The 24,985-nt window shown below is 38.2% G+C and carries 27 protein-coding genes and 1 pseudogene; all 28 read left to right on the top strand.

The annotated features are described in order from the left end of the window. Positions 1–21: 21 nt before the first annotated feature. The 28 genes and pseudogenes from HMPREF9707_RS08290 (at position 22) to HMPREF9707_RS08165 (ending at position 24,793) form a co-directional block, all read left to right on the top strand. The gene (locus tag HMPREF9707_RS08290; protein WP_006702253.1) at positions 22–381 is read left to right on the top strand and encodes an HNH endonuclease; all 360 of its coding nucleotides are present in this window, start codon (positions 22–24) and stop codon (positions 379–381) included. Positions 382–509: 128 nt separating this feature from the next. Further along, entirely contained in the window at positions 510–1,085 is a 576-nt protein-coding gene (locus tag HMPREF9707_RS08285) for a hypothetical protein (RefSeq protein ID WP_006702252.1), read from the top strand. Beyond that, the gene (gene metK, locus HMPREF9707_RS08280) at positions 1,085–2,242 is read left to right on the top strand and encodes a methionine adenosyltransferase (protein WP_006702251.1); all 1,158 of its coding nucleotides are present in this window, start codon (positions 1,085–1,087) and stop codon (positions 2,240–2,242) included. Before HMPREF9707_RS08285 ends, metK begins: the two co-directional genes overlap by 1 nt. After that, the gene (locus HMPREF9707_RS08275) at positions 2,232–3,470 is read left to right on the top strand and encodes a site-specific DNA-methyltransferase (RefSeq protein ID WP_006702250.1); all 1,239 of its coding nucleotides are present in this window, start codon (positions 2,232–2,234) and stop codon (positions 3,468–3,470) included. The genes metK and HMPREF9707_RS08275 overlap by 11 nt, the downstream gene beginning before the upstream one ends. Beyond that, positions 3,463–4,899 carry a DNA cytosine methyltransferase gene (locus HMPREF9707_RS08270; RefSeq protein WP_006702249.1) on the top strand — a complete coding sequence of 479 codons (1,437 nt, stop codon included), beginning with the start codon at positions 3,463–3,465 and terminating at the stop codon, positions 4,897–4,899. Before HMPREF9707_RS08275 ends, HMPREF9707_RS08270 begins: the two co-directional genes overlap by 8 nt. Before the next feature lie 210 nt (positions 4,900–5,109). Further along, the gene (locus HMPREF9707_RS08265; RefSeq protein WP_198003506.1) at positions 5,110–5,325 is read left to right on the top strand and encodes a DUF4314 domain-containing protein; all 216 of its coding nucleotides are present in this window, start codon (positions 5,110–5,112) and stop codon (positions 5,323–5,325) included. A gap of 201 nt (positions 5,326–5,526) precedes the next feature. Then, a pseudogene (locus tag HMPREF9707_RS09355) lies at positions 5,527–5,784 on the top strand (DUF7698 family protein); the annotation flags it as partial. A gap of 88 nt (positions 5,785–5,872) precedes the next feature. After that, entirely contained in the window at positions 5,873–7,474 is a 1,602-nt protein-coding gene (locus HMPREF9707_RS08255) for a terminase large subunit (protein WP_040443531.1), read from the top strand. Between the two features lie 14 nt (positions 7,475–7,488). Next, positions 7,489–8,730: a phage portal protein gene (locus tag HMPREF9707_RS08250; RefSeq protein WP_006702246.1), complete on the top strand. Its 1,242-nt coding sequence runs from the start codon at positions 7,489–7,491 to the stop codon at positions 8,728–8,730. Next, entirely contained in the window at positions 8,720–9,421 is a 702-nt protein-coding gene (locus tag HMPREF9707_RS08245; protein ID WP_006702245.1) for a head maturation protease, ClpP-related, read from the top strand. Before HMPREF9707_RS08250 ends, HMPREF9707_RS08245 begins: the two co-directional genes overlap by 11 nt. 5 nt (positions 9,422–9,426) lie before the next feature. Beyond that, entirely contained in the window at positions 9,427–10,614 is a 1,188-nt protein-coding gene (locus tag HMPREF9707_RS08240) for a phage major capsid protein (RefSeq protein ID WP_006702244.1), read from the top strand. Next, entirely contained in the window at positions 10,614–10,886 is a 273-nt protein-coding gene (locus tag HMPREF9707_RS08235; protein WP_006702243.1) for a head-tail connector protein, read from the top strand. The genes HMPREF9707_RS08240 and HMPREF9707_RS08235 overlap by 1 nt, the downstream gene beginning before the upstream one ends. Further along, positions 10,886–11,224 (top strand): phage head closure protein, encoded by a 339-nt coding sequence (locus HMPREF9707_RS08230; RefSeq protein WP_006702242.1) that lies wholly within the window; start codon positions 10,886–10,888, stop codon positions 11,222–11,224. Before HMPREF9707_RS08235 ends, HMPREF9707_RS08230 begins: the two co-directional genes overlap by 1 nt. Continuing rightward, positions 11,221–11,598, top strand: coding sequence for an HK97 gp10 family phage protein (locus tag HMPREF9707_RS08225; RefSeq protein WP_006702241.1), 378 nt, complete (start codon positions 11,221–11,223; stop codon positions 11,596–11,598). Before HMPREF9707_RS08230 ends, HMPREF9707_RS08225 begins: the two co-directional genes overlap by 4 nt. 4 nt (positions 11,599–11,602) lie before the next feature. Further along, positions 11,603–11,932 (top strand): LAGLIDADG family homing endonuclease, encoded by a 330-nt coding sequence (locus tag HMPREF9707_RS08220; RefSeq protein ID WP_006702240.1) that lies wholly within the window; start codon positions 11,603–11,605, stop codon positions 11,930–11,932. Next, positions 11,922–12,512 (top strand): major tail protein, encoded by a 591-nt coding sequence (locus HMPREF9707_RS08215; RefSeq protein WP_006702239.1) that lies wholly within the window; start codon positions 11,922–11,924, stop codon positions 12,510–12,512. The genes HMPREF9707_RS08220 and HMPREF9707_RS08215 overlap by 11 nt, the downstream gene beginning before the upstream one ends. A 2-nt stretch (positions 12,513–12,514) precedes the next feature. After that, positions 12,515–12,892, top strand: coding sequence for a hypothetical protein (locus HMPREF9707_RS08210; RefSeq protein WP_006702238.1), 378 nt, complete (start codon positions 12,515–12,517; stop codon positions 12,890–12,892). Beyond that, a complete protein-coding gene (locus HMPREF9707_RS09145; RefSeq protein ID WP_006702237.1) occupies positions 12,889–13,053 on the top strand; it encodes a hypothetical protein in 165 nt (54 codons plus the stop codon). The genes HMPREF9707_RS08210 and HMPREF9707_RS09145 overlap by 4 nt, the downstream gene beginning before the upstream one ends. Positions 13,054–13,065: 12 nt before the next feature. Further along, positions 13,066–15,861 (top strand): phage tail tape measure protein, encoded by a 2,796-nt coding sequence (locus tag HMPREF9707_RS08205; protein WP_006702236.1) that lies wholly within the window; start codon positions 13,066–13,068, stop codon positions 15,859–15,861. Then, positions 15,861–16,223: a hypothetical protein gene (locus tag HMPREF9707_RS08200; protein WP_006702235.1), complete on the top strand. Its 363-nt coding sequence runs from the start codon at positions 15,861–15,863 to the stop codon at positions 16,221–16,223. The genes HMPREF9707_RS08205 and HMPREF9707_RS08200 overlap by 1 nt, the downstream gene beginning before the upstream one ends. 11 nt (positions 16,224–16,234) lie before the next feature. Continuing rightward, the gene (locus HMPREF9707_RS08195) at positions 16,235–18,046 is read left to right on the top strand and encodes a hypothetical protein (RefSeq protein WP_006702234.1); all 1,812 of its coding nucleotides are present in this window, start codon (positions 16,235–16,237) and stop codon (positions 18,044–18,046) included. Next, the gene (locus HMPREF9707_RS08190) at positions 18,039–19,442 is read left to right on the top strand and encodes a hypothetical protein (protein WP_006702233.1); all 1,404 of its coding nucleotides are present in this window, start codon (positions 18,039–18,041) and stop codon (positions 19,440–19,442) included. Before HMPREF9707_RS08195 ends, HMPREF9707_RS08190 begins: the two co-directional genes overlap by 8 nt. Continuing rightward, complete coding sequence (locus tag HMPREF9707_RS08185) at positions 19,439–19,867, top strand: phage holin family protein (RefSeq protein WP_006702232.1); 429 nt, start codon at positions 19,439–19,441, stop codon at positions 19,865–19,867. Before HMPREF9707_RS08190 ends, HMPREF9707_RS08185 begins: the two co-directional genes overlap by 4 nt. Continuing rightward, a complete protein-coding gene (locus HMPREF9707_RS08180) occupies positions 19,867–20,892 on the top strand; it encodes an N-acetylmuramoyl-L-alanine amidase (RefSeq protein WP_006702231.1) in 1,026 nt (341 codons plus the stop codon). The genes HMPREF9707_RS08185 and HMPREF9707_RS08180 overlap by 1 nt, the downstream gene beginning before the upstream one ends. Before the next feature lie 136 nt (positions 20,893–21,028). Next, positions 21,029–21,199 carry an SHOCT domain-containing protein gene (locus HMPREF9707_RS09030; protein WP_006702230.1) on the top strand — a complete coding sequence of 57 codons (171 nt, stop codon included), beginning with the start codon at positions 21,029–21,031 and terminating at the stop codon, positions 21,197–21,199. Positions 21,200–21,258: 59 nt separating this feature from the next. Further along, positions 21,259–22,815, top strand: a complete 1,557-nt coding sequence (locus HMPREF9707_RS08175) for a recombinase family protein (protein ID WP_006702229.1) — start codon at positions 21,259–21,261, stop codon at positions 22,813–22,815. After that, positions 22,815–23,225, top strand: coding sequence for a hypothetical protein (locus tag HMPREF9707_RS08170; RefSeq protein WP_006702228.1), 411 nt, complete (start codon positions 22,815–22,817; stop codon positions 23,223–23,225). The genes HMPREF9707_RS08175 and HMPREF9707_RS08170 overlap by 1 nt, the downstream gene beginning before the upstream one ends. Next, positions 23,222–24,793: a recombinase family protein gene (locus HMPREF9707_RS08165; protein WP_006702227.1), complete on the top strand. Its 1,572-nt coding sequence runs from the start codon at positions 23,222–23,224 to the stop codon at positions 24,791–24,793. Before HMPREF9707_RS08170 ends, HMPREF9707_RS08165 begins: the two co-directional genes overlap by 4 nt. Positions 24,794–24,985 lie beyond the last annotated feature (192 nt).

The raw sequence follows: 24,985 nt of genomic DNA, 5'->3' as shown, positions 1-24,985 counted from the left end.
TCTTTTTATGGAGTGAATCGAATGCCGAAGAAACCTTTGAAACCATGTGCCCATCCTTTTTGTCCGGAATTAGTTGAGGGACGGTTTTGTAAAAAACATCAAAAGGAAAGCAACAAGAACTACGAGAAGTATCAACGTGATCCTGAGACAGCTAAACGTTACGGACGAAAGTGGCGAAAGATTCGCAATCAGTTTATTAAGGAACATCCTCTATGCCAACAATGTTTAAAAGAAAATAGATTAAAAACAGCTGAAGAAGTCCATCATATCTTACCTCTTAAACGTGGAGGGACTCATGATGAAAATAATTTGATGGCTTTGTGTAAATCATGCCACTCAAGAATCTCTGTCTTGGATGGTGACCGCTTTGGTAAGAAATAGTGTGGAGGGGAGGGGGAGGTCAAATCTCTGTACCTTGCCCCAACGGATAACGGTGCCGCCCCTTCGCGCACAAAAAAATCAGTTCAAAGGGGGGTATAAAGGATTAGCTGTCAAAGGAGGTAATATTTATGGCGCGGGATGGAACTCGACGTGGTGGAAGGCGCCCACGTTCAGGTGAAAAACCAGAAGCTCTAGTGGATAAACTATCCAAAGGCAAGGAAGCGCATGTAATCGATCTACCTGACTTTCAACCTAATCCTTTGTCTGTAGATGATTTAGAAGTGGGAGGTAACCATCAAGGGATTGAAATGCCGAACCCTTCAGAGTACCTTTCAGCCAAACAACGTGATGGCACAGATCTAGGTGCCGATGAAATATATATTGAAACTTGGGAATGGTTACGGGACAGAGGGTGTGAACGCTTGGTTAATAAGCGACTTATTGAAACATACTCACAAGCCATGGCACGTTACATTCAATGTGAAGAAGCTATCTCAACCTTTGGTTTGTTAGGAAAACACCCGACAACAGGTGGAGCTATCGCAAGTCCTTTTGTTGGGATGAGTCAAAACTATCAAAAACAAGCGAGTCTCATTTGGTATGAGATTTTTGAAATCGTAAAACAAAATTCAACAACAGCTTATGTGGGTAACCCAATGGAAGATACCATGGAGCGATTGTTAAGAAAGAAAGGAAATGGATAATGTTCAAAACTGCAGAAAGTGTGTGTATGGGGCATCCTGATAAGTTGTGTGATTACATTGCAGATTCAGTCTTAGATAGATGCTTATTATATGATCCCAATGCTAGAGTCGCCTGTGAAGTTTTAGCAACCGACGGAAAAATCATTCTAGCCGGTGAGATTTCAACCAGTGAAGAAGTAAATGTATTCGATGTGGTCGAGGTAGCTCTTTGGGAGAGTGGGTATAACCCTAATGACTTTGAGGTTTATAACTTAATCAATAAGCAAAGTGCTGATATCGCATCTGCCGTTAATCAATCATTAGAAGCTAGACAAGGCGAAAAGACCTCATATAATTTACTTGGTGCTGGCGACCAAGGAACGGTGTATGGTTACGCGACCAATGAAACAAATTCATACTTACCGTTAGCATTAGAGTTGGCGCATAAATTATGTAAGCGACTTGATACTTTGCGGGTGGATGGTGTGATTGGTGGCATTCATTCTGATGGGAAATCTCAAGTGACACTAGAATATGATGGAAATAGACTTAAACATGTGCATACCATACTAATTTCTGTTCAACATGATGAGGATAAAGATTTGCATCAATTAAGAAGCGAACTAATTTCTGAAGTGATTTTACCAATATTTGATGGATACCCGATTGATGAAGATACGGCTATTCTAATCAATCCCTCTGGTCGATTTATAACAGGAGGACCTACTGCAGATACTGGTTTAACAGGTCGAAAAATTATGGTAGATACTTATGGAGGATTTGTCGCTCATGGTGGTGGTGCTTTTTCTGGGAAAGATCCAAGTAAAGTAGACCGTTCTGCGGCTTATATGGCACGTTATATTGCGAAGAATTTTGTAAAAGCAGACATATGTTCAGAATGCTCTGTTTCACTGTCCTATGTGATTGGTAAAGCAAGACCTGTGATGGTACAAGTTTCGTCACACGGCACGGCTGAATATAGTGATGAAGTGCTAACGGATTTTACGCAACGATATTTTAATTTGAAACCAGGAGCGATTATTGACTTCCTAGATTTGCGTAAACCAAAATACCGTAGAACAGCTCGTTACGGTCATTTTTCTTCGTTCATTTATCTGTGGGAAAGAACCTTCGAGTCATACAAAATAAAGGAGGCTCTGGAAGAATATGCAGGTTAAAAAGAAAAAACTTACCGATTTAATTCCAGCGGACTACAATCCAAGAAAAGACCTCCAACCTGGTGATGCTGAATATGAAAAGTTAAAGCGATCCATTGAAACATTTGGTTATGTCGAACCGATTATTTGGAATAAACAGACAGGTCGAATTGTGGGTGGGCATCAACGCTTAAAAGTGATGCAAGACTTAGGTTATCAAGAGATTGAGTGTGTGATTATTGATATCGATGAATCCAAGGAGAAAGCACTGAACGTTGCTTTGAATAAGATATCTGGATCTTGGGACGAAGATAAACTCATGAGCTTGATTACCGATTTAGAGGCCTCTTATTTTGATGTCTCGCTCACAGGATTTGATATCGCTGAATTGGATGAACTCTTTAAAGATTCTCTTACAGATGGTATTGAAGACGACAACTTCGATGTGGAAGAAGAACTAAAAAAGCCCGCGATGTCTAAACTAGGTGACGTATGGACGTTAGGAAAGCACCGATTACTGGTAGGCGATTCTACAAAAATAGAGTCATATGAAAGATTGATGAAAGATAAACAAGCAAATCTGGTTGTCACTGACCCGCCCTATAATGTCGATTACGAGGGAGCCGCTGGCAAGATAAAGAACGATAAAATGGAGAATCAAGCCTTTTATGAATTCTTGTTAGTTGCTTTCACTCAAATGGAAAAGGTAATGACTAATGAAGCATCGATTTATGTATTTCATGCGGATACTGAAGGGTTTAACTTTAGACGAGCTTTTCAAGAAGCTGGGTTTTATCTATCGGGTACTTGTATTTGGAAGAAAGAATCACTCGTATTAGGACGCTCGCCATACCAATGGCAACATGAACCGATTCTCTTTGGTTGGAAGAAGAAAGGGAAACATTTATGGTATTCCGGTCGTAAAGAAACAACCATCTGGGAATATGATAAACCTAAGCGTAATACTGACCATCCAACGATGAAGCCGATTCCTCTGTTATCTTATCCCATAATGAATTCGTCTACTTCAAATGCCATTGTTCTAGATCCATTTGGCGGAAGTGGCTCGACTTTAATGGCCTGTGAACAAACGAATCGTATTTGTTACACGATTGAACTGGATGAAAAGTTTGCGGATGTCATTATAAAACGATATATAGAATTAATTGGTAAATCTGATGAAGTCTCTGTAGAAAGGGATGGAGTCAGCTTTTTATTTACAGAAATTGAGGAGTTGCAAGATGACTAGCCTTACTTTAGGTTCATTATTTGATGGTTCCGGTGGTTTTCCCTTAGCCGCTAAATTCGTAGGAGTCAAACCAATATGGGCTTCAGAAATTGAACCATTTGCAATTCGTGTTACTACTAAACGATTACCGGAAGTCCAACATTTAGGTGATATAACACAACTGAATGGTGCTAGTATTCCTGCAGTTGACATCATTTCCTTTGGAAGTCCTTGTCAGGACTTATCAATTGCAGGAGGTCGACAAGGACTTCAAGGGAGCCAATCGAATTTATTCTATGAAGCAGTACGTATCATTAAAGAAATGAGGGCAGCTACCAATGACACAAAACCAAGGTATATCATATGGGAGAATGTCTATGGCGCATTCTCATCAAATAAAGGAGTCGACTTCCAATCCGTTTTGGATGCAGTTATCCAAGTCAAAGGATCGTATCCCACGGTGCCTATGCCTGAAAACGGAAAGTGGCCCTACAGCGACTACCTTATGGGAGACGGATGGTCCATTGCTTACCGAGTTCTTGACGCTCAATACTTCGGAGTGCCCCAACGTCGTCGTCGAGTCTTCCTTGTCGCAGATTTTGATGGAGAACGTGCAAGAGACATATTATTTGAGTCCGCAAGCCTGTCAAGGGATTTTAAGACGAGCGAAACTGAAGGGCAAGGAAATCCCCGAGGTCTTGAAACAAGCACTGGAGAAACAATCTGCTTAAACGACCAAGGTGGCAAACTGATGGATATCTATAAAGAAAAATCAGGAACATTAAAAGCAAGTGGCGGTTCACCACCTTATATTTTTGAAAATCATAGCCAAGATAGTCGTTATAAAGGTCCTTTGAACCAAGTGCCCACTTTATCAAGAAAACTTGGGACAGGCGGAAATAATCAACCTTTTGTTGTTTATGACGTTCGACAAACTTCCGAAAATACACGCAATGCAAGACACAATATTTATCCATGTGATGTCAGTCGAACGATTGATACATCAGGAAATCATCCTGCGCAAAATCAAGGTGGGTTAGCAATAGTTGAGGAAATATTTATATTAAGTAAAAACTCACATTTTACTAGAGCCAGGCAAGGCATTACTGACCCCTTAGTCGCTTGTAATTATAAGGATCCCCCGGTAGTCAATCAACCTCAAGTTAGGCGGCTTACACCGCAAGAGTGTGGAAGATTACAGGGATTTCCGGATGGTTGGTGTGATGGTTTGGAAGAAATAAATCCTAGTTATGAAGAACTTATTTTTTGGCAACAAGTCTTTGAAATGGATAAACGAGTAAGAAAACTCAAACGATCGAAGACAGAAAAACAAATTCGGAAATGGTTAGCCAATCCCCACACAGATTCTGCGGAGTATAAATTATGGGGTAATGGGGTAGCTTTACCTTGCGTGATATTTATCTTACGAGGAATCGTTGAAGACACTTGATATAGAGGACTTACAAATCTAATATGTGATTAACGATAAAACTTGGGGGATAAGTGAATGAACAATGAAATTTTAAATATGGTATCCAACTCATTATTATGCCAGAGTTTTGTCTATTGGAAACTCAATGTACCAATTAGTCAATCAATAGCTCTTATGACTTGATTTATAGTCACTCTTGAGTGATATATAGACCTGGAGGTGATTAAAATACTAAAGGGACGTGTTGCTCAATTAAAAAAGAAGTATCCGGTGGGGAATCGAGTTCGTTTGATTAAAATGGACGACACACAAGCCCCGCCTATTGGAACGACAGGAACGGTAATTGGGGTTGACGATATTGGGTCTTTGCTAGTCCAATGGGATAATGGTTCTTCCCTGAATGTGATTGATAGGGTGGATGAAGTAGAGTTAATCAACGATTGATGCATCTAAAAGATTGGTATTCCTTGCTATTGATGTGTTTGTACGGGAATATGGACACAATAAAAATGGAGGAAATTAACCATGAAAAATTAGATGCTATCATTGAATTACTCGACTGGAGAAACCAAAGATACCCAATTGACTTTTTAAGTGCCTATATGCACACAAAAAAGGGCAAATTTTTAGAAATTAAACTTAAGCGACATATTAAGAGAAGGTTCGATTAAGGAAATTGTACATTGCCTTGAAGAATTTGGGGTTGGAGAATTTACGATAACAGACCACTCAACCGCCTTAATGAAGAATTTATGGGGATTTAACCAAAGAGGATATGAAGTTGAAGGCATGCTAGAACTTGAAACTAGAAACATGATTTGTGACTACAATTCTCGAGGAGAATTACCAGGAATTAAGGCGGCAATCCTTCTCAAGAAAGTAGAAGTTAAAATCGCAAAATAAATTATACAAAAAGGAGCGTCAGCTCTTTTTCTCGTATACCACTGACCAAGTGGTTATTTTTTTACTCAAAATTAAGGAGTTGAGAATCATTCGAAAGTTAAAGAACTATGAACCGTCAGAGTTTATGGCAGAAGATTCTTACTACGACCATGATAGTGCTGACTTTGCTGTGAGTTTTATTGAAGCTTTGACACACACTAAAGGTCGTTGGGCTGGGAAACCATTCGAGTTGATTGATTGGCAAGAAAGAATTATTCGAGACTTATTTGGCATTCTTAAAGCAGATGGGCATCGCCAGTTTAATACGGCTTACATTGAAATACCAAAGAAACAAGGTAAGAGTGAGTTGGCTGCTGCGATAGCCCTACTTCTAACCTGTGGTGATGGTGAGGAACGTGCTGAGGTTTATGGGTGTGCTGCTGACCGTCAACAAGCCATGATTGTTTTTGATGTGGCTGCCGATATGGTTCGCATGTGTCCCGCCTTAAGTAAGCGCGTTAAGATACTTACTTCTCAGAAACGAATTATTTATCAGCCGACAAACTCATTCTATCAAGTCTTATCAGCTGAAGCTTATTCAAAACATGGTTTTAATATCCATGGAGTCGTATTTGATGAGTTACATACGCAGCCAAACAGAAAATTATTTGATGTTATGACAAAGGGTTCAGGAGATGCGAGAACACAGCCTTTGTACTTTTTGATTACGACTGCTGGTACAGATACTCAGTCAATTTGTTATGAAACTCATTCAAAAGCAGAGGATATTTTAGAAGGTCGTAAAACTGACCCAACATTTTATCCAGTTATTTATGGTGCAGAAAAAGAAGATGATTGGACAGATCCGGAAGTTTGGAAGAAAGCCAATCCTTCTTTAGGCATTACTGTTCAAATGGATAAAGTTCATGCAGCTTGCGAGTCCGCTAAGCAAAATCCAGCTGAAGAAAATGCGTTTAGACAACTACGTTTAAATCAATGGGTGAAACAAACTGTTCGCTGGATGCCAATGGATGTTTGGGATGCCTGTGATTTTGCTTTTGATCCGAAAGATTTAGAAGGTCGTCTTTGTTATGGAGGGTTAGATTTGTCTAGTACATCTGATATAACGGCATTTGTTTTAGTCTTTCCACCAGAAGATGAAGACGATAAATACTATATCCTCCCATACTTTTGGTTGCCTGAAGATAATTTAGAATTACGAGTGGCCCGGGATCATGTCAATTATGACTTATGGCAAAAAGAAGGACATCTACTAACCACAGAGGGAAATGTGGTGCACTATGGTTTTATCGAACAATTCATCGAAGAACTAGGTACTAAATATAATATTCGTGAGATAGCTTTTGACCGTTGGGGTGCTGTTCAAATGGTCCAAAATTTAGAAGGTATGGGCTTTACAGTTGTGCCTTTTGGTCAAGGCTTTAAAGATATGAGTCCACCAACAAAAGAGTTAATGAAGATTGCACTAGAGAAGCGATTTGCTCATGCTGGGCATCCAGTTCTTCGATGGATGATGGATAACATTTACATTCGAACTGACCCAGCTGGAAATATTAAGCCAGATAAGGAAAAATCTACAGAAAAAATTGATGGTGTAGTTGCGACAGTGATGGCACTTGATCGAGCATTGAGATACGGAGTGAATCAAGTGGAGTCTGTCTACGATGAGCGAGGTTTATTTTTAATTTGATGAGGAGGTGACCTATGAATCCATTAAGACAGTTGTGGTCTAAATTAATTAGAAGTCCGGTTGAGAATAGTACAATTCCTAATAACCGTTTCTATTTTGGAAATAGTTCTGCTGGGAAAAATGTTAATGAACGATCAGCTATGCAAATGACAGCAGTCTACGCTTGTGTGAGAATTTTGGCGGAATCAGTTGCAGGACTTCCGCTACATTTATATTTGACGAATGAGAATGGAAATAAGGAAAAGGCCAAGAACCATCCACTTTACTTCATTCTACACGATGAGCCTAATTCTGAAATGACCTCCTTTATTTTGAGGGAAACTTTGATGACCCACTTACTTTTATGGGGGAATGCCTATGCTCAAATTATCCGGAATGGAAAAGGAGAAGTCATTTCGATTTATCCTTTGATGCCAAATAAGATGCGAGTGGCTAGAGACAAAGAAACCAAAGAGATTATTTACGAATATTTCCATGAGGATGGAAAAGTTCAGTTATTCTCTTTTGATGTCTTACATATTCCAGGATTAGGATTTGATGGTTTAATTGGTTATTCTCCAATAGCGATGGCTAAAAATGCGATTGGGATGGCGATGGCCACCGAGGAATATGGGGCTAAGTTTTTTGCTAATGGTGCTCAACCTGGAGGGGTCTTAGAACATCCAGGCATCATCAAAGATCCAGAAAGAGTTCGTAATTCATGGTCACAGTCCTTTGGAGGTTCAAGTAACTCTAACAAGATTGCTGTGTTAGAGGAAGGAATGAAGTACACTCCGATTTCAATATCTCCGGAACAAGCACAGTTTTTAGAAACAAGAAAATTTCAAATTAACGAGATTGCTCGAATTTTCCGAGTGCCACCACACATGGTTGGTGACTTGGAGAAATCGAGCTTTTCTAATATAGAACAACAGTCCTTAGAATTTGTGAAGTATACCTTAGATCCTTGGGTTTTAAGATGGGAACAAGCATTGAACCGTTCTTTAATTCCTAATAAGGATAAGAAGAAGTATTTTATCAAGTTCAATGTGGATGGTTTACTACGAGGTGATTATGAAAGTCGAATGAATGGTTATGCCACGGCCCGTCAAAACGGTTGGATGTCGGCAAACGATATTCGTACCTTAGAGAATTTAGATCTTATCTCTAAAGAGGATGGAGGGGACTTATACCTGGTGAATGGGAATATGTTGCCTTTAGATAAGGCGGGATCGTTTTATCAAAGTAAGGAGCGTGACTTAAAGAGTGAAGAATAAGAAGTTTTGGAACTTTAAAGAACCGGAAGACTTAGAAGAAAGAATCCTATATTTAAACGGGACAATTGCTGAGGAATCTTGGTTTGAGGATGATGTGACACCTGAAATGTTTCGCGAAGAATTGTTCGCAAGTGATCGGGATATTGTAGTTTGGATCAACTCGCCTGGAGGGGATGTAATTGCAGGAGCTCAAATTTATAACATGTTATTGGAGTACCCAGATCATGTAACTGTAAAGATTGATGGAATTGCTGCATCAGCCGCTTCAGTAATTGCGATGGCTGGGGATACGATTTATATGAGTCCAGTATCTATGATGATGATTCATAACCCCATGACGGTTGCGATAGGGGACCATGTTGAGATGGAGAAAGCTAAGGAGATGTTAGCTTCCTTTAAAGAATCAATTATTAATGCTTATGAGAAAAAGACAGGTTTATCAAGACAACGCTTGTCTGAATTGATGGATGCGGAGACTTGGATGGATGTTGGAAAAGCTATGGAGTTAGGTTTTTGTGATTCGGTTCTGACAGCTTCACCAAGATTAGAATTTGAAGAAACTCAGCCTAAGATGTTATTTTCAAGAAAGGCAGTTACGAATTCACTTCTAACTAAAGTAAAAGAGAGTCGTTCAGTTTCTGCCAATGAATTAGTGAGTCGATTAGAGTTAATGAAAAATCAATGGGGGTAAAACAAATGATGCAACAGTTAATTGAGAAACGTAGTGAGGCTTGGAATAAAGCTAAGGAATTTGTCGAAAACCATCGTGATGAGAAGGGCTTAATGTCTGAAGAAGACCACCAAGTCTATGCGCAGATGGAAGCAGAAATTGAAAATTATACTCGTGAAATTAAGCGAATGGAGCGTGAAAAACAAATGGATCAAACTTTAGCACAACCGACTTCAAAACCACTCACGTCAATGCCTGGTAATTCAAATGAACCGGAAAAGACAGGTCGTGCACGTGATGAATATAAACAAGCGATGCTGAAAGCTTTCCGTTCAAACTTCCGTAATATTTCAAATGTACTTCAAGAAGGGATTGATACTCAAGGTGGGTATTTAGTACCAGAAGAATACGATGAACGCTTGATTCAAGGCTTAGAACAAGAAAATATTCTTCGTAAGTTAGGTACTGTAATCCAAACTTCTGGTGAGCATAAGATTAATATCGCTGGAACGAAACCTGCAGCTGCTTGGATTGAAGAAGGAGAAGCATTAACTTTTGGTGATGCAACCTTTGATCAAGTGGTTTTAGATGCACATAAGCTACATGTAGCTATCAAAGTTACTGAGGAATTGCTGTATGACAATGCGTTTAATTTAGAAAATTATTTGATGGATTCATTCTCCAAAGCATTAGCTAATGCTGAAGAACAATCTTTCTTAAATGGTGATGGGGTTAATAAACCATTAGGGATTTTTGCCCCGACAGGTGGAGGAGAAGTTGCAGTTACGACGACTAATGAAAAGATCACTTCAGATGATATTCTAAGTTTAGTTTATGCCTTAAAACGTCCATATCGTAAAAATGCAGTTTTTATCCTAAATGACTCTACTTTAGCGGTATTGCGCAAATTGAAAGATAACAATGGTGCTTATATCTGGCAACCATCTTACCAACAAGGTGAACCAGATCGTCTCTTGGGTTATCCGGTCTATACGTCTGCTTTTGCTCCTGAAGTAGAAAAAGGAAAACCTGCCATTGCGTTTGGTGATTTCTCTTACTATAACATTGGAGACCGAGGTATTCGTTCATTCCAAGAGTTAAAAGAGTTATTTGCGGGTAATGGTATGGTTGGGTTTGTTGCGAAAGAACGTGTGGATGGAAAGCTGGTCTTACCTGAAGCGGTTCAAATCTTATCCATTGGTGGGGCAGGCTAATGCTGTCTCTGAATGAGGTTAAAGTGTATTTAAGAGTGGATGATGATCATGAAGATCAATTAATTCAGAGTTTAATTGACTCGGCCTTGGCTCTCTGCTTAGATGTGATTCGCAGTGATTCCGTTGAGAAATTGGAAACGAATCCCCATGCCCGCTTAGCTATATTATATGTCATCGCCTATTTTTATGAACACCGTGAAGAAGCCGACTACCATGAGTTGATACTAACTTTGCGGGCACTTTTATTTGGAGTACGTCAGGAGGGATTCTGATGGAAATCTCAAAGTTAAATGTGAGACTGACAATCCAAAAATCCGTCTCCATTCAAGATGAGATTGGTAACTGGGAAAACCAGTGGGAAGATTATTATTGTTGTTATGCGCGGGTGGATTCAAGGGGACAATCAGGTGGGGAGGTTACTGTCGCAGGGATGGTAGTGGACCGCAGTGATTTAATCTTCACCGTTCGTTATGCACCAAAACTGAAAGATATTGCTACAACGGATTGTCGGATCTTATTTGAGGACGAACTCTATGATATTAAGCGAGTTGATTTTATGAATTATCAGAATAAGACATTGAAACTTTATGCAAAGAAGGCAGAACGATGAGTAGAGTAAAAATTGATCAACTCGCAGATGAAATTATGAAAGGTCTAACAGAGTATGCGGACTTAGCGACGGATTCGATGAAAGATGCAGTTAAAAAGTCAGGACAGACCGTACGTAAAGAAATAAAAGCCAATGCACCCAAAAAGTCTGGTGATTATCAAAAATCATGGTCTGTCAAAACTGAGCGAGAAACAGCAACACAATTATCCTTAGTTGTTCACTCAAAGAACCGATATCAGCTTGCACATTTATTAGAACATGGACATGCTAAAAGAGGTGGAGGTAGAACTAAAGCCATCCCGCATATTCTTCCAGCTGAGGAATTGGGAGTTAAGCAACTTCAAGAAAATATTGAAAAAGCTCTGAAAGGGTGAGTGAATGAAAAAAGTTGTGAATATGCTAAAAGAGATAAACTTACCTTATGCTTATGATCATTTTGGGGAAGGGAATGCACCTAATCCGCCCTTTATCTGCTATCTCTATACTGGGTCAGATAATTTCTCTGCAGATGGAAGGGTCTACTTGAAAAAGAATCAAGTCAACATTGAATTATATACCGATAAAAAAGCCGTAACGCTAGAACAAACTGTCGAAGATGTTCTGGATCGTTATGGCATTTTTTATAACAAGTCTGAGGTTTACATAGAGTCCGAGAAGCTTTATGAAGTCTTATATCAATTTACTTTGGAGGTAGATTATGAAAAATAAAGTAAAATTTAACGTTTGTAATGTGCATTATTCGCTCATTACTAAAACAGATGAAGGCTATAATTTTGGCATTCCTGTTCCGATGCCTGGGGCAGTATCTATTTCATTAAATCCAAATGGTGAACCAGAATCTTTTTATGCAGATGGGATTGAGTATTATACCATCTCTAACAATATGGGATACGATGGCGATTTTGAAGTGGCTTTAATTCCAGAATCATTTCGTATCGATGTTTTGAAAGAAAGTGTCGATGCAAATCAAGTCTTAGTAGAAAATGCTAATTCAGAAACTGCTAACTTTGCTTTACTATTCGAATTCGATGGAGATAAGCATAAAATTCGTCATGTTATGTATAACTGTTCAGCAGCTAGACCAGGGATTGAAGGTAAAACTAATGAGGAATCTCGTGAAGTTCAACCAGAAACATTGACTATTTCAGCACGACCGTTAGCGAATGGATTTGTGAAAGCTAGAACGGGTAATGAAACGACTCAAGAAACTTATGATACTTGGTACAAGAATGTATATTTACCGGTTGAGTCAACTGTAGTTACACCACCTGAAGGGACCGGTGTTTAATTATGGCGATCAAACGAATAATTGAAATAGATGGAAAAGAGGTTGCGTTTAAAGCATCGGCTGCGATTCCAAGAATTTATCGATTAAAGTATGGGCGTGATATATTCAAGGATTTATCTCAATTAGAGAAAGGTGTTAAAGAAAATGATGAAGAACAATCTAAGTTGGACATCGACTCTTTAGAAATTTTTGAAAATATTGCTTTTGTGATGGCCAAGCATGCAGATCCTAAAATCTGTGAAGATACGTCTGAGTGGCTAGAACAATTTAATACCTTTTCCATTTATCAAGTATTACCGCAGTTAATCGAGCTATGGGGATTGAATGTACAAAGTGAAGCACAACAGCGAAAAAAGTACAAGCCACCGAAAGGGAAATGAGTACCCCGCTCTTTATCTTAAGAGCAGTGCAACTCGGTCTCTCAATGGCTGACTTAGAGATGTTGTCGATTGGCTTGGTGAATGATTTGTTTATTGAGAATAGCAATGATGAGTTTTCATATCAACAAGTAGCCACTCAAGATGATTTTGATCGATTTTAGGGAGGTGGTTGTATGTCTAAACGAATTAAAGGTATTACTGTTGAGATTGGTGGGGATACAACCAAACTCCAAGATGCCTTAAAAGATGTTAACAAACAAATTAAAAATACAGAGTCTCAACTAAGGGATGTTAACAAACTTTTGAAGTTGGACCCAGGAAATACTGAATTACTTGTCCAAAAACATAAATTACTAGGACAAGCGGTCGATGAAACAAAGAATAAACTATCTACTCTCAAAGAAGCTCAGCAAAGTGCTAATCAGGCACTAGCTCAAGGAACCATCTCTCAAGAGCAATATGATGCACTCCAACGTGAAATTATTGAAACAGAAGAAGCATTAAAGTCTTTAGAGAAACAAGCACATAGTTCAAATAACACTTTGGCAAATATATCAATTGCTGGAGAAAAAATTCAAGCTACCGGAGAAAAAATGAAATCAGCTGGTCAGAAAATGATGCCAGTGACTGCGGCTATAACAGGAATGGGAATAGCTGCAGTGAAGACATCTTCTGACTTTGACTCTGCGATGAGTAAAGTGTTGGCTATTTCAGGTGCAACTGGTGAGGAATTTGATCAACTCCGAGATAAAGCGCGTGAAATGGGTGCTAAGACGAAGTTTTCTGCAACGGATGCAGCTGAAGCGATGAATTATATGGCTATGGCAGGTTGGAAAACGTCAGACATGATTAGTGGTATTGATGGGGTCATGAACTTAGCCGCTGCTTCGGGAGAAGATTTAGCTTCAACCTCAGATATTATTACCGATGCCTTGACTGCTTTTGGTTTACAAGCATCTGACTCTGCTCGTTTTGCAGACGTACTTGCAGCTGCATCTTCAAATGCCAACACCAATGTTTCCATGATGGGGGAGACATTTAAATATGCGGCTCCGATTGCAGGAGCACTTGGATATACCATTGAGGATACTGCTTTGGCTATCGGATTGATGGCTAACGCAGGGATCAAGTCTTCTCAAGCAGGGACCTCGCTTCGAACCATTATGACTGAACTTCAAGGTGACTTGGTATTAACAAGTTCATCCTTTGGAGAGGTGATGGTACAAACCACCAATATGGATGGTAGTATGCGTGGCCTTACTGAAATTATGACAGATTTACGAGTTGCATTTTCTGATATGACCGAAGCTGAGCAAGTTGCTAATGCTGAATTATTGGTAGGTAAGCAAGCGATGTCTGGTTTTCTTGCGATTATGAATGCGGCGCCTGCGGATGTAGATAAGTTGACGAATTCGATCATCAATGCTGATGGTGCCGCTGAGTCGATGGCGAAAACAATGCAAGATAATCTTGAGGGAGAATTGGAAGAATTAATGTCTGCATTAGAAGAATTAGCTATTTCTTTTGGGGATATTTTGATGCCAGCAGTCCGAGCCATCGTTCGTGGATTAAATGGTTTTGTGAATGCTATTAATGCTTTACCAGGACCCATTAAAGGAGTAGTGGCAGTAATTCTAGTGTTAGTAGCAGCAATTGGTCCCTTACTGATCATTGTAGGCCAGATGATGACTGGACTGGGTTCCATTATGATATATGGGCCTAAACTCATTGGAATGTTTAGTGGGATTGCGTCATTTATAACTGGAAGCCTAGTGCCAGCGATTGGTGCGGTAATTGCTGCAATTGGTCCTATACCTTTAGCTATTGGAGCCATTATCACAGCGATTGTTCTGTTATGGAATAATTCTGAAGCTTTTCGGGAAGGTGTCACAGCAATTTGGAAGACGATAAAAGAAGCTACGATTGTTGCATGGAATGCGATAAGTGACTTTTTATCTCAGCTTTGGACTAATACTCTTGAAGGTGGAAAAGCATTATGGAATGATTTCTCTAATTTCATGTCTGATTTCCTTTCAAATCTTGGTCAATTCATTCAATCGTCTTGGCAAAATATTCTTGCTACAACTCAAACAATATGGAATGGATTGATCAAGTTCTTAACTTCTACCTGGCAATCTATCCAGCAAGTGACGGTGCAAATATTAAATGGAATTGGTCAATTTATTGTAAATACGTGGAATAGTATTACTCAAACGACTCGCAATATTCTAAATAGTTTGTTTAACCTAATTCAAAATATATGGCAGGGAATCAGTTCTACTATTAGCACTGTCATGAATGGAATTGGTCAGTTTATATCAAGTGCTTGGAATAATATTGTTTCATTTATTGGTAATGTATTGGGGACAGCGATTTCCTATGTTGTTGATGCATTTAACTCTATTTTAAATAATAGTGTGAATGCGATGAGTAGTTTACAAGATATTATTTACCAAGGATTTATGGGGGCAGTGAATTTCATAAGAGATATAGTTTCTCAAGCAGGAACTTGGGGATGGGATTTGATCATTGGGATTGTAAATGGAATCAATAATGCAATTGGTCACCTTATCAATTCAGTGAAAAATATTGCTGAAATCATTTGGTCCTATCTTCACTTCTCAGTTCCAGAAATTGGTCCTTTGACGGACTATGAATCATGGATGCCTGACTTTATGGAAGGTTTATCGAAAGGGATTGATAAGTCTCGTAATTTAGTTAAGGGGTCTATGGAAAGAGTAGCCCAAGATATGATACTAACCCCTCAAGTACCAGCTCTAAGTCATGCTAGAATCTCACCATCAACATCAGGCGCTAATAGCGATATCGAATCATTAGTTAATAAACTAACAACTTCTAACCAAAATCAAGGCGATTTGATTATTCCGGTTTATCTAGGTGGAACTTTACTCGATGAGGTGATTGTCAATGCACAGATGCGACAAAATATAAGGAGTGGTGGTAGATAGTGAGTCATCAAGTCTATTTGATCATTAATAGTATTACTTTACCTTTGCCAACTTCTTATGTGTTGGAATACCGAGATATTGAAGCAGAAACCGGAGGAGAAACTGAAGCAGGTACTATTCAACGAGATATTGTTCGTCATGGAGTAGTATCGATTGGTGTCACTTTTAATTGTAGTCCCCAGTGGGTAAAGACTTTTTCAGGTTTGAAGCAGAATTCGATGCTTCAAGTTAGGTATTTGGATACAGAATCCTTGGAACTTAAAACAAGTAATATGTATATTGAGGGTTTTTCAGTCAAGCTAATTAAAGATACTTCCTATAAAGGTTTATGGGAAGTGTCTTTTACTTTGTCTGAATATTAAGGAGGTAGAAGATGCAGCTGACTACGAAACGATTTCAAGAAGTAATTAATCAGCCATCCAGAAAGTTTTCTTGGTCAGGTAAACTCTACCTTCGTGACGGTGAGACGATAGACTTTACCGACAAAGAGATATTAAAAGGTACAGGGTATATTCAGCGATCTTGCTCAGGTTCTTCAGAATTAGAATTAGGATCTGTTTATGCTTCAGAGTTTGGTTTGAGTTTATTTACTAATGTGGACCGTTATCGATTAGAGGGAGCACAAATTTCGTTAAGGTATCATTTGCACTTTGATGATGGGACTCAGGAGTCTATTCCTACGGGGATCTTTGAAGTGAGTGAAGCGAATCGGTCGAAGAAGCGATTAGAACTCAAAGGATTTGATTTCATGTTGCGATTTGATCGACGCTTTACTGTCAAAGAGACTTTTGGTACTGCCTTTGAATTATTAACATTTATTTGTGAAAGATGCCGAGTGCAGCTTGGTATGACTGAAGCACAAGTACTGATTTTACCTAATGGGACTGAAATGCTGTCTATTTATCCAGAACATGATATTGAAACCTATCGAGATTTACTTCATTATTTAGCATCTACTCTAGGAAGCATAGCTTTGATTGACCGTTATGGACGCTTAGTTCTTAAACAGTATGGAACGACACCAGTAACACAAATTGAAGCTAAACATCGATTTGATTCGAGTGTTTCAGATTTTAAAACTTATTACACAGCTATTAACTCAACCAATATGAAAACCAAATGGGCAGAATATTATGCCTTAAAACAAGATACAGGTTTGACTATGAATTTAGGGGTCAATCCATTTATGCAGTTAGGACTACCTGAAAAAAGAGAACGGATGTGTCAGAGGTTATTAGAAGCTGTTAGCCAGATCTCTTATACACCTTTTGATGCAACAACAATAGGCAATCCAAGCTTAGACCCTGCGGATATGATTGAGCATTTATATGAGGGAGAGGTTGTTAGATGTCTTATAACCAGTATTGAATATAAAATTAACGGTAAACATCGAATTTCAGGTGTTGGTAAGAACCCCTATTATTCTCAAAGTAAAAGTAAGCATGATAAGAATCTTGTTGGTATCTTAAATCGAATTGAGTCGGAACATATGATTGTTCATTCTTACAGCAATTCCAAAGCATTCGACTTAACTACTGAAGAAATGCCTGTCATCAGGATTGATTTTGCTTCAGATAAAGAAACAGAAGCTTTGTTTAATGCTTCCATATTGTTGGATGTGACAACCACTGCTGTTGAGGAGAAGAAACAAGTGAGTTTGTCTCCAGTAACAACAGGATCAGATCCACCTATTGAATCAGTGGTGTATGAAATGGTTGAGGAAAAAGAAGTGCCGACTAATGTTATTGTGACTTATATTTTGAATCATGAGCGAATAGATTATCACGTACCAATTGAAACATACTCAAATGGTCAACATGTACTCAATTTATTTTATCCATTATCCAATCTGCAGGAGAAAACAATGAATAGTTTTTCAGTCATGATGCGCTTGGATAGTGGGAATGTACGTATTGAAAAAGATTATGCGATTGCGGCTATCAGTGGTCAGTCGTTAGGAACTACTGAGGTTTGGGATGGGAAATTGGAAGTGACTGAATGGTGGAATAAAGTGTCATTAAGTCAAGGTATGTTGTATCAAAGGAAATTATTTGAAGACTATCAAATTGGTCTACATCAACCTCAATCCAATGTGTTTGATGAATCTGTGAATCGTTACGTTCCAAACAGTCTTGCATTAAAAGGTTGGCAAGAAGTAGTATCTGTGGAGGTGGAAAATGTATAAAGGACAAACAGTGATTGAGTTGGAGAATATTCATACTCAAGAAAAAGAAATTATTAAAGAAGAAAATCTTGTAACGAATGCCGTTGCGGATATTTTTCGTTTTAACCCTTCAGGGCTCTTGTATCCTATGGGGCAATCTTCGTCGGGTCGATTTGATCAGGAGATTTTTCCCATAGCAAACAATTGCTTTGGAGGCATTTTATTATTTGAAGAAGCTTTAGTGGAGAACCCTAATGAGTATTACGCTTCAACGCTTAATCAGATTATAGGCTATGCTTCGAATGATGTGAGTGCAACTGAAAATCCAAAAAGAGGAAGCTTAAATCAAACTGAATCAATAATCTTGGATAATGGTTATAAATTTGTTTGGGACTTTTCTACTTCCCAAGGAAATGGAAGAATTTCCTCTTTAGCATTAACTCATTATCAAGGAGGTAAATCCTATTACGGAGATGCGGAAGCTTCTGGCAATTCTTTCATACAATTGAGCCGTCATTCAAAAAATTTATCAGTTGAAGATGCAGAACTATTCATTGGAATGGTTGAAGCAGACCCTGCTACTAATACTTTTGTTTCTTTCGTTCACAAAGCTGATAAAACGATTGATATTATGAAGGTTTATGAACCTATGTTGAGTATAGGTCTTAATGACACAGTTACTGCTCTCTCTCCCCAGATAATTGAGCGAAAAACGATTGATTTAACGGCATTTTATAACGGTATCGCTCATTCCACTTATCCTGGTTTTCTTGATGGGAAAGATGGTTTCTATTATGGTTTTGCTGTTCAAAATGACTCAAAAAATAATAGAACAACGATGAATCGATTAAAAGTTAATAAGCAGGACTATACATCATCGATTGATACTTGGCTGTTGGAAGGAGTATCAATATATTCTCCAGGAACCTACAGTCGTTCAAATACCGGTCATTTAAATCGATCCATCTGCAGTCTAATTGAACGAGGCTATTTATTTGTACCAAGTTCTGATTTTACTCGGATATATAAAATAAATATAAATAACCCTGTGGATATATCAAGTATAGACTTAGGTTTTAAATCAAGGTTTACATCCGGAGCAGACGCACGAAATCATATATATAAGTGGGGAAATTATATTCGTTGTTATGATTTCATGCTCGATGAAAATGATCGTGTGATCCCAATTAAGGGGGAGGGATTGTCACACATTTCAACACCACTAATTGAAATAGGTCCTTATCGATTAGGCTATTATTTGTCAACTTCTTATAGCAGTTCACTTTTTTATAAAACTTTATATCTTCATACGCCTTATTTAGGAACGATTAATAATTTATCGACTCCAGTCTTAAAGACTGCGGATAAGACGATGAAAATTACCTATACCTTAACTGAAGTGGAGGAAAGTGTATGAGAGCATGTATAAAATATTTTGAAGTCATCGCGATGAGTTTAGGAGCAGTATTAGGCTGGTATCTAGGCTCACCCGATGGCTTTCTTTATGCTTTAGTGGCATTTGTGGTGGCAGATTATGTGACAGGTCTGCTACGGGCAGGAGTAGAGCGAAAACTATCGAGCACTATTGGATTTCGAGGGATCGCTCGCAAAATTATGATTTTTATCTTGGTAGGTGTAGCACATTTGATTGATACTTTTGTGGTACCTGACGCCAATGATGTTATTCGAACAGCAGTAATTTTCTTTTATATAGCAAACGAGGGCCTATCTATTATTGAAAATTCAGCCGCACTAGGTTTACCTATACCAACGAAGCTGACAACATCGCTGAAACAATTGCATAGAGAAGAAATAAATGAACAAGATAAGGAGGGAATATAATGGCAAAATTGTATCTGATTAAAAAAGATTTAACCAAAGTGAATCGAGGTGCCAAAGGAGCTAACCGACCTCAATGGATTGTTATTCATTTTGTGGGGGCAAGTGGTCAAGCACAAGCTAATGCTGATTATTTTAGATATACTTATCGGTCAGCATCTGCTCATTATTTTGTCGACCCTAAACAGATTATTCAAGTGGTTGAAGATGATACTCCTGCTTGGCATATTGGTGATGGATATTCATCGGGCTTAGGCCAATATAATGGTTATCATCGTGTAGGAGCAACGAATAATAATTCCATTGGGATTGAAGGGTGCCAGGATACAACGACAGGAAAGAATGTGTGGTTTTGGGATTTCCATCCTAAAACATATGAGCAGATGTTGTTATTAACTAAGCACTTACAAGAGAAATATAATATTCCAGACAGTCGAGTGATCCGACATTATGATGCGTCGGGAAAAATGTGTCCAGGGAATTGGCAGTGGAACAATTGGGCAAAATGGCATCAGTTTAAACGAGATTTGGCAAACCTCGGAAAATCTGTTAAAGACAGCAAGGCCATGTCAAATTCAAAAATTGATGATGGTGCGGTGTTAGTTAGTAATACTTATACGGTACAAGTAGGAGATACACTTTCTAAAATTGCGAAAAATCACAAAGTAAGCGTTGATGATTTAGTTCTCTGGAATAATATAGAGAACAAGAATTTAATTTTTCCAGAGACTAAGCTATATGTACAAGCACCTGATAAGGTACAAAAAATTAATAACCAAGTGAAGCAGTTAGGGCAAGTTGTACCCTCTAAAGGTGAATTTACTTTTTCTGAAACCGTAAATGTTAGAAATCAACCGGGTGCCTATGGTAAAGTACCGGCAAAGTATCAACCAGGTGAAAAAGTAAGTTTTGATGAGGTTGTTGAAGCAGGCGGCTTTATTTGGTTGAAATATGAATCTTATGAGGGGACAACTCAATATGTAAGTGCTGGAACGCCAACAGTTGCCTACGGACAATTTAATAAGTAATAGATTTTTTGCCTACATGATCATTTGGATCGTGTAGGCTTTTTTTGGCCCAGTTTTTTGTCACTTCTCCTGGCTAATAGTAGAGGGAATTACTCAAAACCACTCTGAATGTCCTAGGAGAGGTGGAGGTGGTTAAATGCAACAAGCGATAACTAAAATTGAAGCGATGAATGAAATCTATTTTATTCAAAGTATGAAAATTATCCAAAGTATGTTGGATGCTGAAGTTATTAGCCAGTCAGAATTTAAAATCGTTAAAGCAAAACTGATAGAAAAGTATCAGCCGTACCTAGGGGAATTGATGTAAAAAACGTTGATGTATAGCTGTTTTAGAGGTAACATGTCACATACGAAAGGAGGTGTCTCATGAAAAAAGTCACTAAAATTAAAGGTACAGTAGTTAAAAAAGTCAGGAAAATAAGAGTTGCGGCTTACATCAGAGTATCAACATCAACCGATGCACAAATGGAGTCTTTTGAGGCACAGGAAGCTCATTATCAGAAACTATTTCAGGATCATAAGGAATGGACCTCTGTTGGTATTTACGCTGACGAGGGAATATCTGGTACTTCTATGGTTAATCGAGACGGACTTCAAAGGTTATTGGACGATTGTCGACAGGGAATGATCGACTTAATCATTACGAAATCTATCTCTCGTTTTGCGAGAAATTTGACTGAATGCCTAGAAACTGTTCGAGAATTAAGTTCATTGGATGTGGCAATTCACTTTGATAAAGAAGGTTTGAACACTCAACAAATGGATAGTGAGTTATTACTGTCTATGCTTAGCGCATTAACTGAAAGTGAGTCAAAATCAATATCTGAAAATAATAAATGGTCCTTTAAAAAGAGAATTGAGAACGGGAGTTATAAGCACTCGGTAGCACCATTTGGATATGATATATCTGATGGACAGTTGGTTGTAAATGAAGAAAAGGCATCTATTGTTAAATCTATTTTCACTTGGTACTTATCTGGTGATGGAACCTATGTTATTGCGAAGCGTTTGAATGATTTAGGAATTAAGCCAGATAGAGGTAAGGAGTGGCGTGATAATTCAGTGATGTATATCCTAAAAAATGAGAGGTATATCGGAGACGCATTGTTTCAAAAGACTTATACGGATGATAATTTTAAGAGACATTGGAATGATTTTGAAGTAGAGATGATGTATGTCGAAGGAATGCATGCCCCACTTATATCGAGAGAGATATTTGATCAAGTACAGATACTCATTGAAGAGCGTCGTGAACAAATTTTGAATAAGGATACCAAAGTATATAACAATAGGTATTCTTTATCTGGGAAAATTCAATGTAATCAATGCGGCGCAAATTTTGTCAGACGTACCCACTATATTTCTGGGGAAAGGAGCTATATTGCTTGGGCTTGTTCTAATCAATTAAAAAACCCTGAACTTTGTGGAATAAAGTTCATTAAGGAGTCTCATCTCAGAGTGGCTTTTATCACTATGCTTAACAAGTTGATTTTTGGAAGAAAAGAAATTCTTGAACAAACTATCCGAAAGTTAAGTCAATTAGATCCTAAGGCGGCTTCAAAAAGAGATAATTTGTCTGATGAACTAAAAGAGGTTCAAGATAAATTATATGAACTTACCAAGTTAGTTGAAGCTGACATTATTTATCAGGCTTTCTTTTATGAAGAAGAGAATCATTTGTTAAAAGAAAAAAAGCGCATCTATGCAAAGTTACGTCGTATCGATTCAAAAGAGCATCAATATAGCTATCAGTTACAAGAATTAAAAGAATTATATTATGCACTGGACCGAAGGGAATACTTTACTCGATATGAAGATGATTTGATGGAACGATATGTCAAAAAAATTCATGTAGTTAGTCGAGATCAGGTTGTTTTTGAATTGACTTCTGGATTGAAACTAGCAGAAAGGGTGATGGTGTAATGGCACGACTTTACTTTGGTTATAAAATGGTTGATGGGAATATTGCGGTTGATGAGGTAGAAGCAAAGCAACTGCTAGAATTATTTCAATACTATATAGAAGGTGATGCAATTAAAACTGCTGGGAACAAAGCAGGGATTGATAAGTACCATGGTGCTTTAGGAAGACTTCTAAGACATGAAGTGTATTTAGGAACAGAGGTTTATCCTCAACTAATTAACCAAGAGCTTTTTGATCAAGTACAAGTTGAAAGACAAAAGCGTTGTAATCAGTTAGGTAGGAACTTTGAACCTAAAACACATAAAATAATAATATCTCAAAATTTCCAATGGAAAAAAGGAACAGTTAAAAAGTCAAATCCGATAGAAGAAGCAGAACAGTATTATCAGTTAATCGAGGTGATTGAATGAAGGAGAAACAAAGTAATATCATTTATATCCCTGCCAGAAGAAGGATAAAAACAGATTCAGAAGACTCAAATAGAGGGAAGTTAAGAGTTGCCGCATATTGCCGAGTGTCGACTGAAAGTGAAGAACAAGCCGGGAGCTTTACCACCCAAGTAAATCACTATACGAATTATATTAGTAAGAATCCTGAATGGCAGTTGGTTGATATATTTGCAGATGAAGGGATAACCGGGACAAATACAAAGAACCGAAAAGAGTTTAATCGGATGATTGATGAGTGTATGGCTGGAGAAATCGATTTGATTATTACAAAGTCCATCAGCCGGTTTGCGAGAAACACTGTTGACTGCTTAAATTATATTAGACAGTTGAAGGAGAAAAGAGTCGCTGTATTTTTTGAGAAGGAAAATATCAATACTTTAGACTCCACTGGTGAGATACTCATTACCATCATGGCATCCTTGGCTCAACAAGAAAGTGAATCAATCAGTAAAAATATTAAGTTAGGACTGCAATATCGTTATCAGGCGGGACAGGTTCGATTCAACACAACGAACTTTCTAGGCTATGATACAGATGAGACGGGGCATCTGATTATCAATGAGAAACAAGCCAAAGTGGTCAAACGAATATTCAAAGAATATTTGGAAGGTAAGGGAACAGGAATTATTGCTAGAGGGTTGATGGAGGATGGGATATTAACAGGTTCTGGTCGATTGATATGGAGCGGTAACGATATTAATCGAATCATCAGTAACGAGAAGTATATGGGCGACGCTTTGTTGCAAAAGACCTACACGGTGGATTGCTTAACTAAAGAGAGGGTGAAGAATGACGGGACAGTGCCTCAATACTATATTGAAGATAACCATGAACCCATTGTATCAAAAGAAGTATTCAATCTGGCTCAACAAGAAAAGGCTAGGAGAAGCAACTTATATTCAGGCAAACGAAAACAGAAGCGAGTGTACCAAGGAAAGTATGCCTTATCAGGCAAAGTAATTTGTGAACACTGTGGGGATATTTTTAGACGAGTAAAATGGAACAGTCGAGGAAGTAAAGCGACTGTCTGGCGGTGTGTGACTCGCCTTACTGACCATACGCAATGTCAGGCGAGAACGGTTAAGGAAGATCTCCTTCATGAAGCAGTATTAGAGGCGATTAATGAGTTCATAGGAGATAAAGGTAACTACTTGAAAGTTTTGGAGAAAAATATTACCCAAGTTCTTAATAACAAATACGATGAAACAGCGGAAGATGTTGATAATCAGTTACACGATTTACAAAAACAATTATATCAATTTGCAAATCAGAAAGAAGACTATGAACGCATAGCAGAGCGAATATTTAAACTTCGAGAAAGGAAACAGCAACTTTTAATTGAGAATGCAACCAATGAAGAGAAGCGGAGACGCTGGTCAGACATCAAAGCTTTTTTGAAAACTCAGCACACTCGTCTGGAGGAGTATGGTGAGGGTTTGACGAATCGATTGGTCGAGGGAGTGGTCATTAAGGATGAATGTATTGAAGTCGAGTTGAAGACTAGGGACATAATTAATATTGACAAATAAGAGAGACATTGGGCTATGCAGTGATGCTGCATAGTTCTGTGTCTCTCTTTTTGCTATAATAGGTTCGAAACCTAAAACTCGCAAAATTATTAGAAGAATTATTTCGCACGTAAGGTAGTTTTTTTTGATAGATTAGGAGAATAAAGCGAATAATTATGAATAAATCGTGCGTGAATCGTGCGTGAATCGTGC

The organism is Falseniella ignava CCUG 37419, assembly GCF_000301055.1.
Classification (GTDB): Bacteria; Bacillota; Bacilli; order Lactobacillales; family Aerococcaceae; genus Falseniella; species Falseniella ignava.
This window is presented reverse-complemented; position numbering and strand designations above follow the sequence as displayed.

What these genes read in the sequence shown, in the direction of transcription:
- HMPREF9707_RS08290 (WP_006702253.1), top strand. Translation starts at nt 22, where the DNA reads ATGCCGAAGAAACCTTTGAAACCATGTGCCCATCCTTTTTGTCCGGAA.
- HMPREF9707_RS08285 (WP_006702252.1), top strand. Translation starts at nt 510, where the DNA reads ATGGCGCGGGATGGAACTCGACGTGGTGGAAGGCGCCCACGTTCAGGT.
- metK (WP_006702251.1), top strand. Translation starts at nt 1,085, where the DNA reads ATGTTCAAAACTGCAGAAAGTGTGTGTATGGGGCATCCTGATAAGTTG.
- HMPREF9707_RS08275 (WP_006702250.1), top strand. Translation starts at nt 2,232, where the DNA reads ATGCAGGTTAAAAAGAAAAAACTTACCGATTTAATTCCAGCGGACTAC.
- HMPREF9707_RS08270 (WP_006702249.1), top strand. Translation starts at nt 3,463, where the DNA reads ATGACTAGCCTTACTTTAGGTTCATTATTTGATGGTTCCGGTGGTTTT.
- HMPREF9707_RS08250 (WP_006702246.1), top strand. Translation starts at nt 7,489, where the DNA reads ATGAATCCATTAAGACAGTTGTGGTCTAAATTAATTAGAAGTCCGGTT.
- HMPREF9707_RS08240 (WP_006702244.1), top strand. Translation starts at nt 9,427, where the DNA reads ATGATGCAACAGTTAATTGAGAAACGTAGTGAGGCTTGGAATAAAGCT.
- HMPREF9707_RS08235 (WP_006702243.1), top strand. Translation starts at nt 10,614, where the DNA reads ATGCTGTCTCTGAATGAGGTTAAAGTGTATTTAAGAGTGGATGATGAT.
- HMPREF9707_RS08230 (WP_006702242.1), top strand. Translation starts at nt 10,886, where the DNA reads ATGGAAATCTCAAAGTTAAATGTGAGACTGACAATCCAAAAATCCGTC.
- HMPREF9707_RS08225 (WP_006702241.1), top strand. Translation starts at nt 11,221, where the DNA reads ATGAGTAGAGTAAAAATTGATCAACTCGCAGATGAAATTATGAAAGGT.
- HMPREF9707_RS08220 (WP_006702240.1), top strand. Translation starts at nt 11,603, where the DNA reads ATGAAAAAAGTTGTGAATATGCTAAAAGAGATAAACTTACCTTATGCT.
- HMPREF9707_RS08215 (WP_006702239.1), top strand. Translation starts at nt 11,922, where the DNA reads ATGAAAAATAAAGTAAAATTTAACGTTTGTAATGTGCATTATTCGCTC.
- HMPREF9707_RS08210 (WP_006702238.1), top strand. Translation starts at nt 12,515, where the DNA reads ATGGCGATCAAACGAATAATTGAAATAGATGGAAAAGAGGTTGCGTTT.
- HMPREF9707_RS09145 (WP_006702237.1), top strand. Translation starts at nt 12,889, where the DNA reads ATGAGTACCCCGCTCTTTATCTTAAGAGCAGTGCAACTCGGTCTCTCA.
- HMPREF9707_RS08205 (WP_006702236.1), top strand. Translation starts at nt 13,066, where the DNA reads ATGTCTAAACGAATTAAAGGTATTACTGTTGAGATTGGTGGGGATACA.
- HMPREF9707_RS08195 (WP_006702234.1), top strand. Translation starts at nt 16,235, where the DNA reads ATGCAGCTGACTACGAAACGATTTCAAGAAGTAATTAATCAGCCATCC.
- HMPREF9707_RS08190 (WP_006702233.1), top strand. Translation starts at nt 18,039, where the DNA reads ATGTATAAAGGACAAACAGTGATTGAGTTGGAGAATATTCATACTCAA.
- HMPREF9707_RS08185 (WP_006702232.1), top strand. Translation starts at nt 19,439, where the DNA reads ATGAGAGCATGTATAAAATATTTTGAAGTCATCGCGATGAGTTTAGGA.
- HMPREF9707_RS08180 (WP_006702231.1), top strand. Translation starts at nt 19,867, where the DNA reads ATGGCAAAATTGTATCTGATTAAAAAAGATTTAACCAAAGTGAATCGA.
- HMPREF9707_RS09030 (WP_006702230.1), top strand. Translation starts at nt 21,029, where the DNA reads ATGCAACAAGCGATAACTAAAATTGAAGCGATGAATGAAATCTATTTT.
- HMPREF9707_RS08175 (WP_006702229.1), top strand. Translation starts at nt 21,259, where the DNA reads ATGAAAAAAGTCACTAAAATTAAAGGTACAGTAGTTAAAAAAGTCAGG.
- HMPREF9707_RS08170 (WP_006702228.1), top strand. Translation starts at nt 22,815, where the DNA reads ATGGCACGACTTTACTTTGGTTATAAAATGGTTGATGGGAATATTGCG.
- HMPREF9707_RS08165 (WP_006702227.1), top strand. Translation starts at nt 23,222, where the DNA reads ATGAAGGAGAAACAAAGTAATATCATTTATATCCCTGCCAGAAGAAGG.